This is a genomic window from Martinezella lusitana (genome assembly GCF_010668395.1).
GTDB lineage: Bacteria > Pseudomonadota > Alphaproteobacteria > Rhizobiales > Rhizobiaceae > Rhizobium > Rhizobium lusitanum_A.
Genome location: NZ_WUEY01000013.1, coordinates 199,553 through 213,865 on the forward strand (window position 1 = coordinate 199,553; position 14,313 = coordinate 213,865).

General features: G+C 61.5%; 13 protein-coding genes. 6 read left to right on the forward strand and 7 right to left on the reverse strand.

Going from position 1 to position 14,313, the window contains the following annotated elements; all coding sequences use genetic code 11:
- Nucleotides 1-28 precede the first annotated feature (28 nt).
- Nucleotides 29-730, reverse strand: coding sequence for a FadR/GntR family transcriptional regulator (locus GR212_RS24665; RefSeq protein ID WP_163990473.1), 702 nt, complete (start codon nt 728-730; stop codon nt 29-31).
- Nucleotides 731-846: 116 nt separating this feature from the next.
- On the opposite strand from GR212_RS24665, the gene uxuA reads away from it, so the two are divergent.
- The 3 genes from uxuA (at nt 847) to GR212_RS24680 (ending at nt 4,873) form a co-directional block, all read left to right on the forward strand.
- A complete protein-coding gene (gene uxuA, locus GR212_RS24670; protein WP_163990476.1) occupies nt 847-2,025 on the forward strand; it encodes a mannonate dehydratase in 1,179 nt (392 codons plus the stop codon).
- A gap of 183 nt (nt 2,026-2,208) precedes the next feature.
- Nucleotides 2,209-4,299, forward strand: coding sequence for a putative bifunctional diguanylate cyclase/phosphodiesterase (locus tag GR212_RS24675; RefSeq protein WP_163990478.1), 2,091 nt, complete (start codon nt 2,209-2,211; stop codon nt 4,297-4,299).
- A 142-nt stretch (nt 4,300-4,441) separates the two neighbouring features.
- On the forward strand, nt 4,442-4,873 hold the full coding sequence (locus GR212_RS24680) for a VOC family protein (RefSeq protein ID WP_163990479.1): 432 nt from the start codon (nt 4,442-4,444) through the stop codon (nt 4,871-4,873).
- A 64-nt stretch (nt 4,874-4,937) separates the two neighbouring features.
- Here GR212_RS24680 and GR212_RS24685 read toward each other — a convergent pair whose 3' ends face one another.
- The 5 genes from GR212_RS24685 to GR212_RS24705 form a co-directional block, all read right to left on the reverse strand.
- Nucleotides 4,938-5,768 (reverse strand): alpha/beta hydrolase, encoded by an 831-nt coding sequence (locus GR212_RS24685; protein WP_163990481.1) that lies wholly within the window; start codon nt 5,766-5,768, stop codon nt 4,938-4,940.
- Nucleotides 5,769-5,805: 37 nt separating this feature from the next.
- The gene (gene kynU, locus GR212_RS24690) at nt 5,806-7,053 is read right to left on the reverse strand and encodes a kynureninase (protein WP_163990483.1); all 1,248 of its coding nucleotides are present in this window, start codon (nt 7,051-7,053) and stop codon (nt 5,806-5,808) included.
- Nucleotides 7,054-7,073: 20 nt separating this feature from the next.
- Nucleotides 7,074-7,997 carry an ABC transporter permease gene (locus GR212_RS24695; RefSeq protein WP_163990529.1) on the reverse strand — a complete coding sequence of 308 codons (924 nt, stop codon included), beginning with the start codon at nt 7,995-7,997 and terminating at the stop codon, nt 7,074-7,076.
- A gap of 7 nt (nt 7,998-8,004) precedes the next feature.
- Entirely contained in the window at nt 8,005-8,784 is a 780-nt protein-coding gene (locus GR212_RS24700) for an ABC transporter ATP-binding protein (RefSeq protein ID WP_163990485.1), read from the reverse strand.
- Between the two features lie 89 nt (nt 8,785-8,873).
- The gene (locus tag GR212_RS24705; RefSeq protein WP_163990487.1) at nt 8,874-9,860 is read right to left on the reverse strand and encodes an ABC transporter substrate-binding protein; all 987 of its coding nucleotides are present in this window, start codon (nt 9,858-9,860) and stop codon (nt 8,874-8,876) included.
- Nucleotides 9,861-10,044: 184 nt separating this feature from the next.
- Here GR212_RS24705 and GR212_RS24710 point away from each other — a divergent pair, with 184 nt between their 5' ends.
- Nucleotides 10,045-10,791 (forward strand): GntR family transcriptional regulator, encoded by a 747-nt coding sequence (locus tag GR212_RS24710; RefSeq protein WP_163990489.1) that lies wholly within the window; start codon nt 10,045-10,047, stop codon nt 10,789-10,791.
- Nucleotides 10,792-10,940: 149 nt separating this feature from the next.
- Nucleotides 10,941-11,894 (forward strand): NAD-dependent epimerase/dehydratase family protein, encoded by a 954-nt coding sequence (locus tag GR212_RS24715; protein WP_163990491.1) that lies wholly within the window; start codon nt 10,941-10,943, stop codon nt 11,892-11,894.
- A gap of 22 nt (nt 11,895-11,916) precedes the next feature.
- Here GR212_RS24715 and GR212_RS24720 read toward each other — a convergent pair whose 3' ends face one another.
- Nucleotides 11,917-13,128 carry a TIGR03862 family flavoprotein gene (locus tag GR212_RS24720; RefSeq protein WP_163990493.1) on the reverse strand — a complete coding sequence of 404 codons (1,212 nt, stop codon included), beginning with the start codon at nt 13,126-13,128 and terminating at the stop codon, nt 11,917-11,919.
- Nucleotides 13,129-13,416: 288 nt separating this feature from the next.
- Here GR212_RS24720 and GR212_RS24725 point away from each other — a divergent pair, with 288 nt between their 5' ends.
- On the forward strand, nt 13,417-14,124 hold the full coding sequence (locus GR212_RS24725; protein WP_163990495.1) for a TetR/AcrR family transcriptional regulator: 708 nt from the start codon (nt 13,417-13,419) through the stop codon (nt 14,122-14,124).
- Nucleotides 14,125-14,313: the final 189 nt, after the last annotated feature.

Here is a 14,313-nt window from a genome sequence, read left to right on the forward strand (position 1 = left end):
GTCATGTGTCCGTTATGAAATGGATGTCTCAAACAGCCTTTGGCGCGATGAAGTGCAGGCCTGCCTGCAGATGACGGTTCATGTGATAGGCGTAGGCGATTCGATCACGTTGTTCCAACGCCCCGATGATATCGCGATGGTCATTATAGGCGCTGTCAACGGCCTCGCGGGAGCGTTTTCCCGCCTCCATGAGCCTCTGCAACAATGGCTGCAGAATGCCATAGACTTGTGACAGGGTCTGATTGCCGGCAAAACCCACGAGGGCGGCATGAAACCTGAAATCAAGTTCTGCGGCCTTGGCCAATTCCCGCGCGGATTTCATCTGGTCGTTGATCGAATTCAGTGTCGCGATCCCCGCTTCGTCGACAGTTTCGAACAAAAGATCGCTGAGATTGATCTCGATGAGACGACGGAATCCCTGGATATCGAGAAAGTTCTCGGCCGAGATGTCGATGGCGAAGGAGAAGAGCTCCATCAACGCCTGCTGGCGGCGATCCGTGATGACCGCGCCGACCTTCTGGCGGCTCTCCACGACGCCATAGGCCTTCAGGATACGGATCGCTTCGCGGACGGTATTTCGGCTTGCATTGAACATGGAGGCGAGGTCCGCTTCCGAGGGCAGGGCGTCTCCCAGCCCGAGATTGCGCTCGCGCATCAGCCGCCGCAGCGCATCGACCACCTGATCGACCGCCGAACCCTTATCGTCGATATCAGCGGTCTCCGCCACCATTGTTCCTCCACTGTCGAAAACATATTGTTGGTCAATAAGGCATGTCAAGCGCGGCCACAGGATAGACATTTCGCTATTCAGCGATATTTTGACCGACAAATAGAGGAGATTTTACCATGGAAAGCTGCTGGCGCTGGTTCGGCCCGAAAGATCTCGTTCCGCTCCAGCACGCCCGTCAGGCCGGGGCGACCGGCATCGTCACGGCGCTCCATGAGGTTTCCTATGCGCGCGCCTGGACGCCGGGCGAGATCGAGGCGCGAAAGGCGCTGGTGGAGGCGGCAGGATTGCGCTGGAGCGTGTGTGAATCGATCCCGGTTCCAAGCGCCATCAAGCTCGGGGGAGCGGGCGCCAAAGCGGCGATCGACCTCTGGAAGGACAGCCTGGCCAATCTGGCTCGCTCCGGCATCAAAACCATCTGCTACAATTTCATGCCCGTGGTGGACTGGACGCGGACGGATCTGCGCTTCGAAATGCCGACCACTGCGCTTGCCCTGCGTTTCGACATGGCGGAGTTCGTCGCCTACGATGTTTTCGTCCTGCGCAGGAAAGGAGCCGAGGAAGACTATGCACCTGAGCTGGTGCGGCGTGCCGAGGCGCGGCTGGCGGGGTTGACGCCGGAAGCCGCGCAGCGGCTGGAGAACAATATCATCGCCGGCCTTCCCGGCGGCGAGGACAGCTATGGCCGTGAAGCCATCCGATCCGCCATAGCCCTCTTTGACGGAATGACCGAAGACGATCTTCAGGCCAGTCGCGATGCCTTCCTGCGGGAGGTCGTGCCGGTTGCGGCAGAGCTCGGCGCCAAGCTCGCGATCCATCCCGACGACCCGCCCCTTTCGCTTTTCGGCCTGCCGCGCGTCGTTTCGACGGCGGCGGATCTTCGCCGCATCCTCGGGAGCATCGACCATCCGGCCAACGGCTTGACGCTCTGCGTCGGCTCGCTCGGATCCCGCGCCGACAATGATGTCCTGGCGATGGCGCTCGAATTCGCTTCGCGCATCAACTTCGCGCATCTGCGCGACGTGGCGATCGAACCGGACGGGTCGTTCGTGGAAGCTGCGCATCTGGAGGGGCGAAGCGACATATACGCCATCCTGCGCACATTGCTTGCCGAAGAGGCGCGGCGTCGCAACGAGGGGCGCGGCGATCATCTGATCCCGATGCGGCCGGACCACGGACATCTCATCGGCGACGACATCGATAAGCCGACCAATCCCGGCTATTCCCTCATCGGTCGCTTGAAGGGGCTCGGCGAGTTGCATGGCGTCCTTCACGCAATCGGCAAGGCCGGGCTTTGAACATCGTGGTGCGCGCTGTGGCTCAAGATCGTGGCCCTTCAGACACAATGAAGCCTACTGCATATTCCGTAGGCTTTTGCCTAAAGTTTAACCTTGTTACAATTTTGATTTTATTTAGTTTTCTCATCTATCAATGTCCAATTCGCTGATCTCTCAACTCGAATTGGCAAGGTCGACCTGTCCATGAATTCCGTTTGGCTCGACGCCCCGAACGACGATTTTCGGTCGCTTTTCAAAACACATCCGTCGCCGATGTGGGTCTATGATCCGCAAAGTCTGAGGTTTCTGATCGTCAACGACGCCGCGCGAGATCTTTATGGCTACAGTCACGCCGATTTCGATGTGATGACCGTGCTCGACATCCGGCCATCCGGGGAGCGTGAACGCATGCTCGACGCGTTGCATCACCGTACCGACATGGAGACGGCGCAACGCTGGACGCATCTGAAGGCCGATGGCCTGACGATCGAGGTCTTGACCTACGGGCGCGAGATCCGCTTCGACGGCAAGGTGGCGATCCTCGCGATCGTGCAGGATCGCACCGAGGTCAATGCGGCGCAACGGCAGGTCGATGCAACCCAGTCGCTGCTCGACAGCATCGTCGACAACCTCCCCGTGGGCGTCTTCGTCAAGGACATGGAGAAGGATGGCCGCTATATCCTCTTCAACGAGGCATGCGGCGGCATCGTCGGGCAGACGGCGCAGGATGTCATCGGCAAGTCGGACAAAGCCGTGTTCTCCCGCGAGCAGACGGCGATTTTCCGCGAGCAGGACAAGCTTGCCTTCGAGACCGCTGCAACCGTTTACTTTGAGGAAACCATCCTGACGGTGGATGGAGCCACGCGTATCCTGAAGACGGCAAAGCGGGCGCTTCCCGCACCGACGGGCCAAGCGCTGCGCTACGTTCTCGGTATCTCCCAGGATGTGACCGAGGAGCGCAGCGTCGAGGCGAGACTTGCGCATCTTGCCATGCACGATTCCCTGACCGGCCTCCCCAACCGCGCCTTCTTCTCCGAAAGCATCGTGCGGCAGGTGGCCGCCGCGACTCCGGAAAAGCCGATTGCGCTACTCTACATCGATGTCGATCATTTCAAGCACATCAATGACAGCAAGGGTCATGCCGCAGGCGACGCGCTTCTGCGCCAGGTCGCCGAGCGCCTTCAGCAGCTTGCGGAGAAGAGCGATCTGGTCGCGCGCCTGGGCGGCGATGAATTCGCGCTGGTTCTGCGGATGACGGATGCCGGGCGAGCCCGTCGTTTCGCCGATCTGCTGTTGCTGTCGCTTTCCGCACCCTTCGATCTCGACGGCGTCCGCGAACATGTGACCTGCAGCATCGGTATCGCCATGGCGCCGGAGCACGGCAGCGATGCCGATGTCCTGATGAGGGATGCGGATCTGGCGCTTTACGCGGCCAAGGGCAGCGGCCGGTCCACCTACCGTTTCTACCAGACCGAAATGCGGCTCGAGGCGGAACGGCGCCACCAGCTCACGCTGGAGCTTCGCGAAGCCCTGCAGAAGAATGAATTCGAACTCCACTATCAGCCGATCGTCCGGCTGGACTCAGATGCTCTCTCCGGTTTCGAAGCGCTGATCCGCTGGCGCCATCCCAAACGGGGCCTGATTGCGCCAGCCGAGTTCATTCCCGTTGCCGAGGAGACGGGAATGATCGTGGCGATCGGCGACTGGGTGCTGCGGGAAGCCTGCCGGACTGCGCGGGAGTGGCCGGGAAACCTGAAGGTCGCGATCAACCTGTCCGTCTATCAGTTCCGTCATGCGAGCCTGCTCTCCACCGTCGTTTCGGCGCTGGATGAAACCGGTCTTTGCCCCGGGCGTCTTGAGATCGAGGTCACGGAATCCATCCTGCTCTCGGAGGTCGAGCAAAGCCTGTCGCTGTTGCGTGCCCTGAAGGAGCTCGGCATCCGCATCGCCATCGATGATTTCGGCACCGGCTATTCGTCGCTCAGCTATCTGCGCTCCTTTTCCTTCGACAAGATCAAGCTCGACCGCAGCTTCGTTGCCGGCATGGACGCGGATCCCGGCAATCTCGCGATCGTCCGGGCCGTGGTCGGCATCGCGTCCGGTTTCAAGGCCGTGACATTGGCCGAAGGCATCGAGACGGAGGGGCAGCTGGCGAAATTGCGTGCTGAAGGCTATGACGAGGGACAGGGTTTCCTGCTCGGTCGGCCAATGCCGCGCGAGGACGCTCTGGCCCGCATTCTCAGCGAAGCCTATCCCACGCAGGCTGTGCGCGCGAGAAAGCCGATGCATGGATGATGCGCCAAAAGGCTGAGCGCGCAGCGGCGCAAAAATAATCGAAAAATCCGGTTCCCGTTGTCGGGATTCATGATCGACCAACGTCCTTGGGGCAGCCCATCATGAAGGGCGCGAAACGTGACACGTTACCAAGGAGACGAACATGACCGATGCAACAGAACAGTCGCAATCCCAGCAGCCCCGTGTACCCGTTCACGGTGGGGTGGTGGCTTATCTGACGGTGGATGGAGCCGTGAAGGCGGCCGAATTCTACAAGCGCGCCTTCGGCGCGGAAGAGGCCTTCACGTTCCCGGTCGATGAAAAAGGCCGCACCATGCACGTCCACCTCTATATCAATGGCAGCTCGGTCATGCTTGGCGATGCTTTTCCGGAGTACGGCCACGCATTGGAAAAGCCGCAGTCCTTCACCATGCAGCTTGTCGTCGATGACCTCGACAGCTGGTGGAAGCGTGCGGTCGATGCCGGAGCTGAAGTCGTCGTCGAGCCGCAGGTGATGTTCTGGGGCGATCGCTGGGGCCAGCTTCGCGATCCGTTCGGCGTCGCCTGGGCGATGAACGAGCCCGTCAAGGCCTGACGAAACAAGGCCCTCGGCGCAAGGAACACGTCGAGGGCCTATTCCTGGTGCAATTGCGAAATCTCTATCCCGCGAGCAGGGTTCGCGTCAGCGAATGCGTGGGGTCCTCGAGGCCGTCCAGAATCGAATAGTGATGCTTGTCCGGCTCGACCACCACTTCCGTCGCGGCGCCGAGCCCGGTCCAGATATTGGCGAGCACCGCGTTCTGTCGCACGAATTCGGCACGCTCCGCGCCGCCGACCCAGCAGGTGAGGCGAATGCTGTCGACCGGTTCGAGCAAGACCGGACTTTCGCTCCTTGCTTCCTCGGCGTCGATACGAAGATCCTCGTTCATCTTGCGCCTCATGATGGGGCGCAGGTCATGCACGCCGGAGATGGCGAGGACATGACGGACCCGCTTGAGGGTAACTTCGCCCAGTGGCGAGGTTGTCGTCATCATGCGGGCGGCAAGCTGGCCGCCGGCGGAATGTCCCGTCAAGACGATGGGCCCGCCCGTCAGCTCGGCCGCTGCCGTGATCGCCGCTGCAATTTCTCGGGCGATTCCGCCGACGTGATTTTCCGGGCAGAGCGTGTAGGACGGGACCGCCACCGCATAGCCGGCGGCAATCGAGCCGGCGGCGAAGTGAGACGAGTAGCTTTTGTCGAGCTGCAGCCAGTAGCCGCCATGGATAAAAACCACGAGGCCCTTTGGCTGTGCTTCGGGCAGAAAAAGATCGAAGCGATTGCGTTCGCCCGGGCCGTAGGCGAGGTCGAGCCGCGCGCGTCCGGCCGCCGTCATCCTGTCGCGGAAGACCTGGGCCGGCTCCGCCCAGGCCGACGGCCAACGATCGCCGTCGACGATATAGGCGCTGTTGGTATAAGCGCTTTCCCAATCGGTGACTTTGAAATAGCTCATGCCCGGCTCCCTCCTTCTGCCTGCCGATACCCGTGGATCAGGTCACGGCCGAGCGCACGGCGAAGCGTGGCTCCTTCCACGATCCGCTGCTCAGGATCTCTTCCAGCACGGTTGCGGCTTGCCAGACGTCGCGATAGCCGACATAGAGCGGCGTAAAGCCGAAGCGCAATGTCGAAGGTGCCCGGAAGTCGCCGATGACGCCGCGTTCGATCAGCGCCTGCATGACCTCGTAGCCGTTGCCGTGCTTGAAGGAGACCTGGCTGCCGCGCTTTTCGCTGTCGCGGGTCGTCTCCAGCTCGACGCCATATTGACCACACTTGGCTTCGACGAGCCGGATGAAAAGCTCGGTGAGCGCGATGCTTTTCTGGCGCAGGGCGTTCATGTCCACCTCTTCCCAGATGGACAAGGCGCCTCTCAGTGCCCGCAAGGACAGGATCGGCTGCGTGCCGCAAAGGAAGCGCCTGATGCCGGCTTCGCCGTCAAAGCTGCGTTCGAAAGCGAAGGGACGGGCATGGCTCCACCAGCCGCTGAGCGGCTGCGTGATCGACGCGTGATGGCGCTTTGCCGCATAGATGAAGGCCGGCGCGCCGGGGCCGCCATTCAGATATTTGTAGGTGCAGCCGACCGCGAAATCGGCGCCAGCGCCGTCGAGATCCACCGGCAGGGCGCCAGCGCTGTGGCACAGATCCCAGATGACAAGCGCACCGGCTGCCTGGATGCGCTTTGTCAGCGCGGCCATGTCGCGCAGCTCGCCGCTCTTGTAGTTGACGTGATTGACGAGAACGACGGCAACGCTGTCGTCGATCAGCTCCTCTACGGTATCGGCATCGCGGCCCTCAAGGCGGAGTGTCAGGTCGGGGCGCGTCGAAACGACCCCTTCCGCCATGTAGAGGTCGGTCGGGAAACTGTCGCCCTCGGCGACGATGACGTTGCGGCCGGGCCTCATCGCAAGAGCCGCATGCAGGGTCTTATAGATATTGATCGATGTGGAATCGGTGACCACGGTCTGGCCTTCGGCGGCGCCGATCAGGCGGCCGATGCGGTCGCCGAGCTCGACCGGCAGGTGGAACCATCCGGCGCTGTTCCAGCTGCGGATCAGGCCGTTGCCCCATTCCTCCATGGCGGCCTGGCGCACTTCGGCAAAAACCTCCTGCGAGGCTGCGCCGAGCGAATTGCCGTCGAGATAGATGACATCGGACGGCAGGGTAAAGCGGCTGCGGAAAGCGCGCAGAGGATCTGTCTCGTCCATGGCCTCGACGGCCGCGAGATCGGGTAGGCTATTCATGATGTTCTTGCCTCTTGAACTTATTCGCGAATGGTTTCTCTGGTGGCTGCTCCGCCACGGCTGCGGCGGATGCTTGGTAGCGCCAGCATGATGAGCACGAAAAGGCCGGTGGCGAGCTTCAGGTTCGGCGGCGGCATGCCGGCGGCAAGGCAGAGCGACACAAGCTGATAGTAGATGATCGAGCCGACGAAGGGGGCGAGCAACTGCCGCAGCACGGTCTGCTTGCCGGTGAAGGCTTCACCGATCATGAGCGCGGCAAGGCCGTTGATGAGGATGCCGATGCCCATGTTGACGTCGGCAAAACCCTGCGATTGGACCATCAGGGCGCCGCCCGCGGCAGAAAAGGCGCTGGCGATACCGACGCCGCCGATGGTGGCGGCCCAGACATTGATGCCCTGTGCCTCGGCCATGTCGGGATTGGAGCCGATGGCGCGCATGGCCGTGCCCTTCTCCGTCTTGAAATAGAGGTTGAGGGCGATGAGGACGATAAGGGCGATCAGGCCGGCAATGACGATCTTGCTGGCGGGAAAGCCGGCCTCTGTGAACGGCACCCAGTCAAAGACGGTCGGAGAGCCGAAGACGGACAGGTTCGACTTGCCCATGATGGCGAGATTGATGCTGTAAAGCATGGTCGACATCAGAATGCCGGCAAGCAGCGTGTGGATGCGGAACCGCAGGTGGATGAAGGCGGTGCAGCAGCCGGCGGCGAGGCCGACGACGAAGGCCGCGATGATGGCGAGCGGCGGGGCGACCCCGGCGGCGAGCAATATGCCGCAGACGCAGCCGCCGAGTGGAAAGGCGCCTTCGCTGGTCAGATCCGGAAAGCTCAGCATCCGGAAGGGAATCATGATGCCGAGGACGACGAAGCTCAGAATGAAGCTCTGCGCGAGCGTGACCGGGATCAGCGAGATGAAGCTCGAAACGGTTGTCTGAATGAAATCCATCATGATGTCAGCTCACCAGCAGCATTCGGTCGGTCTTGACGGAGAAATGGCCGATCAGCTCGGGCACGGTGATGCGCTGCTTGCCTTCGCCGGAAATTTCCAGATGGACGCGGCCGGCATCGAGCATGATGATGCTGTCGCCGAAATCGACCGCATGCTGCATGTTGTGCGTCACCATCAATGTCGTCAGTTTCAGGGCCTCGACGGTGCGAACCGTCGCCTGCATGACGATATCGGCGGTGCGCGGATCGAGCGCGGCCGTGTGTTCATCGAGCAGCAGCACGTCGGGCGAACCGCCGACCGCCATGATGAGAGACAGCGATTGGCGCTGGCCACCCGAAAGCAGTTCCACCTTGGTATCCAGCCGGTTCTCGAGACCCAGCCCGAGAACGGAAAGGCGGTCCTTGTAGGCGGCGAGACGGGCGGCGTTCAGCCCGGGCCGAAATCCCCGCGTCTTGCCGCGCAGTTCCGCCAGCAGCATGTTCTCGCCGACCGTCATGCTGGCGGCGGTTCCCTTCATCGGGTCCTGGAACACGCGGGCCAGGCGCGCGGCGCGCTTGTGGACCGGCATGTTCGTGACGTCGTTGCCGTTGATGAGGATCTGGCCCGAATCCAGGCTGAGAGCGCCGGAAATCGCGTTGAGCATGCTGCTCTTGCCCGCACCGTTCGAGCCGATGACGACGCCGAATTCGCCTGTCTTGAGGGAGAGCGTCAGGCCGTTCAGCGCGATCTTTTCGTCGGGCTGGCCTCTGTAGAAAACCTTGCGCGCGGATTTGATATCCAGCATCCGTGCCTCCCCTGCAGTATAGGGTTATGAAATGGCGGCGCCCTTGACGCCGCCATGGGATCGGATTGATCCCTAGACGATGCCGCCGATCACTTCGTGAAGCAATTGCAATCGGCAAGCGATGCCGGCACTTCGGCACCGAAGGCCTTCAGCACGGTCTTGTTGATCAGCGGTGCATGGTCTTCATAGGCCGGAAGTGCTGGCTTGATCGTCTTGGGGTCGGCGCCCTTGAGGATCTGCGCGGCGATCTTGCCGGCATTCTCGCCAACCTGCTCGTAGTTGACGGCAAAGCTTGCCGGTACGACGCCGTTGCGAACGGCAGCGTCGTCGGAGTTGACGATCGGGATCTGCGCCTGGCGGGCGGCGGCGGCAACGGCGGGGATCGCCGGCTGCAGCAGGTTCGAAGCGGGCGTGTAGATCACGTCTGCCTTGCCGGCGAGCGACGCGATGCGCTGCTGGATGTCGTTGACGTTGTCGACGCCGACGGGCACGACTTCGAAGCCGGCAGCCGGAGCGGCCGCCTTGACCTTGTCGATCAGCGCGACGTCGTTGGCCTCGCCCGGATTGTAGGGCACGCCGATGCGCTTGGCGTTCGGAAACAGCTTCTTGGTGAAGGTCAGGATGGCGGAGATATCCTGCAGATCGCTCGAACCGGTAATGCCGACGTCGCCTGCGTCCCAAGAGGGAACGAGCTTGGCGGCGACCGGATCGGTCACAGCCGTAAAGACGATCGGGATACCGGAGCCGGCGAGCGCCTTCTTGGCGATCTGCGACACCGGCGTCGTGACCGTATACATCAGTTTCGGATGTTCGGACTGCAGCTTGGCGATCATCTGCGGGACGAGCGAGGCGTCGAAGCTGGTGTTGCTTTCCGAGTAGACGACATCCTTGCCTTCGACGAAGCCATTGTCGGCGAGCGCCTTCTTGAAGCCGGCAATCGAAGCGTTGAGCTGCGGATGTTCGCCGAAATTGGCGATTGCGATCTTGATGGGCTCGGCCGATGCCGTGGCGACGCTTGCTGCGAAGGCGCTGGCGACGACGAGGCCGGACAGCCATTTAGACATAGATCTGCGCATGTTTTCCTCCCGAATGTCACAAGGAGCCGTGTTCCCCAGGCTCTCTTGGGGAGGGATCATAGCGACTACTGCAAGCCTGTCAATTTGTGATATATGATATTCACCGGGAGGAGCTTTAATATATAATTTCCAGCTAAAGCGATTTTATATATAATTTAAGCTCGGGGAGGATTGGGAAGCCCACATGCAGGACAAGGACGCCTTGAGTAAAACGGAAGCAGCTTATTGGCTGTTGCGACGCGACATCCTCAATACGAGGCTGCGACCCGGCGCGTCCTTGCGGCTCAGCGCCCTTCGCGACGCCTATGGTGTCGGCTGGACCCCGTTGCGCGAGGCGCTGTCGCGATTGGAGGCGGAAAAGCTTGTCACTGCGATCAGCAATCGCGGCTTTGCGGTTGCTCCCGTATCGCGCGCCGAACTGGAGGACCTGACGCGAGCCCGCATGTTCGTCGAGCTGCCGCTGCTTATGGAATCGATCGAGAAGGGCGGCCCGGATTGGGAATCGGCGGTCGTAACGGCGCACTACCGCCTGTCGCGCTGCAAGATCGCGCCCGATTCCGCCTCGGAGGAAATGGCGGACGAATGGGACGAGAAGCATACCGCCTTTCATGCCGCCCTCGTGAGCGCGGCAACGTCGAACTGGCTCCTGCGTTTCCAATCCACCATCACCGACCAGCTCCGGCGTCATCATCGCTTTCTCGGCCTGGCGCCGACGCAGCGCGCCGCGGCGGGCCTTTCCATAGGCTATGAAAAGGCGGCCGCAGCCCTGCAGGATGCCATGGCGATCGAGCATCACACCGCCCTGATGGAAGCAGCGCTCGATCGTGACATGGAGCGCGCCAAGGCGCTGATGACCGAGCATATCGGCTACACGCTGCAGGTCTATATCCGCTCGGAGGATAAGGCCGAGGAGCCGGCGGCATCGAAGTAGCGCGCCGTCGGGCAACCATGAGGATGTTGTCGCTTCTTCCCGTTGGGTGGTGACAAAGCCGCTCGCTCTACTATTCTCACCGTCAGATCATTTCGTGAAATTTGTTCGTGGTCGAGTTCGATCTCGATCCCGATCGTTGGGAGGATGTTATGGCGCGCGTAGTGGTTATCGGTGCGACCGGCCATGTCGGCACCTATCTTGTGCCGCGGCTGGTCGAGGCGGGACATGACGTCGTGGCAATCAGCCGCGGACAGGCAAAACCCTATTTGCCAAACAAGGCCTGGAACGACGTCGAGACATTGGCGATGGATCGCGCCGCGATGGAGAAGGATGGCAGCTTCGGTCCGGCCGTCCGTGCATTGAAGCCGGATATCGTCATAGACATGATCTGCTTCACGCTCGACAGTGCGCGGCATCTGACGGAGACGCTTATCGGTCACGTCGGCCATTTCCTGCATACCGGTACAATCTGGACGCATGGCTTTTCCGCCGTCGTCCCGACGCCGGAGGAGGCGCCGAAGCGGCCGTTTGGCGAATACGGCATCCGGAAGGCCGACATCGAAGCGCATCTGCTGGAGGAAGCCCATCGCGGCGGATTTCCGGCAACCATCATCCATCCCGGCCATATCGTCGGTCCGGGCTGGGCACCCCTTAATCCGGCCGGGCATTTCAATCTGTCGGCCTTCTCGACATTGGCGCGCGGCGAAACGCTCGTGCTGCCGAATTTCGGTCTGGAGACGGTTCATCATGTCCATGCGGATGACGTCGCACAAATGTTCACGGGCGCGATTGCCAACTGGCGGACTTCGACGGGGGAGGCTTTCCACGCGGTTTCAAGCGGTGCGCTGACGCTCAGAGGCTATGCCGAGGCCATGTCGCGCTGGTTCGGTCATGAGCCTAAGCTGGAATTCATGCCCTATGAGACCTGGGCGGAAGACCAGGCGCCGGAGGACGCGCAGGCAACCTGGGAACATATAGCCAGAAGTCCGAATTGCTCGATTGCCAAGGCCGAGCGGCTGCTCGGTTACCGGCCCCGCTATACGTCGCTGCAGGCCGTTCAGGAATCGGTTGCATGGCTGATGGAGCAGGGCCGCATCGGCTGACCACCCGGGCTTCGGGCCGCGATCAGCGATCCTTCAGCCAGCTATCCACGCCCTTGGCTGCGGCGCGCCCTGTCGCAAGGCAGGCCGTCAGGAGATAGCCGCCGGTCGGCGCCTCCCAATCGATCATCTCTCCGGCAGCAAACATGCCGGGGAGCTTCTTCAGCATGTATCCGTCGTCGAGCTCGTCCCAACGGATGCCGCCGGCAGACGAAATAGCCTCGGCGATCGGCCTTGGTCTGAGCAATGGAATGGGCAAGGCTTTGATCAGGCCCGCAAGGCGATCCGGGTGCGAGAGAGAGGCGGGATCTGCAAGCTCGCGCAGCAGACCGGCTTTGACGCCCTCGATGCCGGCGCCCTTGCGCAGGCGATTGGAAAAGCTGGCCTTGGGATCCTGCCGTGCGAGGTCGCTTGCCAGGCGTTCCACACTTCGCCCCGGTGCCAGATCGACAATGAGGGATGCCTCTCCCCTTGTCGCCAAACGGTCGCGCAGCGAGGCGGCATGCGAATAGACGAGGCTTCCCTCGATCCCCGTTTTCGAGACGACGAATTCGCCGGGGAAGGTTCCTGCTGGCGATGTCGCCGTCACGGCCTTAAGGGGCTCGCCGGCAAAACGCTCGCTGAATGCCGCGCTCCAGGTGACATCGAAACCGCAATTGGCCGGCTGGAACGCGGCGATATCGATCTCCTTGTCGCGAAGCCGGCTTACCCATGCGGCATCCGAGCCGAGCCGGGCATAGCTTGCACCGCCAAGTGCGAGCAAAACGGCGTCGTATCGGGCAACCTTGCGCCCCTGTGGTGTCTCGAAGATTAGCCGGCGATCATCGAAGCCGCACCAGCGATGCCGCGTCAGGATGCCGACGCCTTGCGCCTCCAGCCTCGCAAGCCATGCTCGGAGAAGCGGAGACGCCTTCATTGCTTTTGGGAACACGCGGCCGGAGGAGCCCACGAAGGTTTCGGTTCCCAGTCCTTCGGCCCACGCCCTGACATCGTCGGGTCTGAAGTCATCAAGCGCCGCGCGCAATCGCGCCGAGGCCGCGCCGAAGCGACCGGCAAAGAGGCCGTAGTCTTCCGAATGCGTGATGTTGAGACCGGATTTTCCCGCCAGCAGAAATTTGCGTGCGACTGTCGGCATGCTGTCGTAGACCGTGATGCGATGGCCGCGCAGGGACAAGGTCTCTGCCGCCATCAGCCCCGCGGGCCCGCCGCCTATGATTGCAATTTGCTTTTCTGCCATGGTTTTCCGGTGCCGCTTGCCTATTGCTCTTTAGGGCCGGATCGGCTCGGAAAGCAAGGTTAGCGCGATGTCCCGGTCTATTGGGACTGCCGATCCAAACGGCTTCCGGCGGGAGCGGCAAGCAGGGTTTCGGGGGGCCAATCCTGCCATATCCACATTTAAATCGATATAACCATATGGTTACTATGCCCCTCGATTTACCCGGGGCTGTCAACTTATGCGATGATCGGTTACTTATCGACTTTGGGAAGGCTGCATAAGCCTTTAGAAATGCCGCCGGGAGCGATGATGTCGGAAGTCAAAACCGTGAAGCGCAGTGCAAAGAGTGCAGATCTTGCGAATGCAGAAAAAACCTCCGCGCGCGCAGCCCCGGAACGGCCCCGTCTCAGGGATGCGGAACGGACCAGCAAGGCGATTCTTGCTGCCGCAACCAAGGAATTTGCCGAGCGCGGCTATGGCGGCGCACGCGTCGATGCGATAGCCGAGCGCGCCAAGATCAACAAGCGGATGCTCTACCACTATTTCGGCGGCAAGGACGCGCTCTATGTCGCTGTTTTGGAAGGCAGCTACATCGCCATTCGTTCAGCGGAGGCGAGGCTCGATCTCTCGCACCGCTCGCCTGCCGAGGGCATGCGCGAGCTGGTCGTCTTCACCTGGCAGTATTTTCTGGATCATCCTGAATTCCTCGGGATTCTCAGCACGGAAAACATGCACAAGGCGCGCTTTCTGAAGCGTTCGGCGCGTATTTTCGAGCTTCATTCGCCGCTGGTCGCCGAAATTTCCGGCCTGCTCGATCGCGGCGCCGCAACGGGCGTGTTCCGTAAGGACTGTGATCCGGTCAAGATCTACATGAGCATTGCGGCACTCGGCTCGTTCTTCCTGACGAACCGCTGGACACTGTCGACGATCTTCCGGCGCAACCTCTCCGACAAGGCCGAAATCGACGCCTGGGGCGAGCATATCGTCGATGTGATCTTCGCCTATCTGCGCCCTTAAACCTCCGAAGCTTTAAGTTCAGCGATCGCGCCCGACTGTCGCTGCGGCCATTGATGATGGGCCGTTGACAGCGTTGCTCAGCCATGTCAGTTATGTAACTATATAGTTATTTACGGGAGGAAGAACTCATGGCGACAAGGCCGATCGGCATCATCATGCACGGCATCACCGGCCGCATGGGATATAACC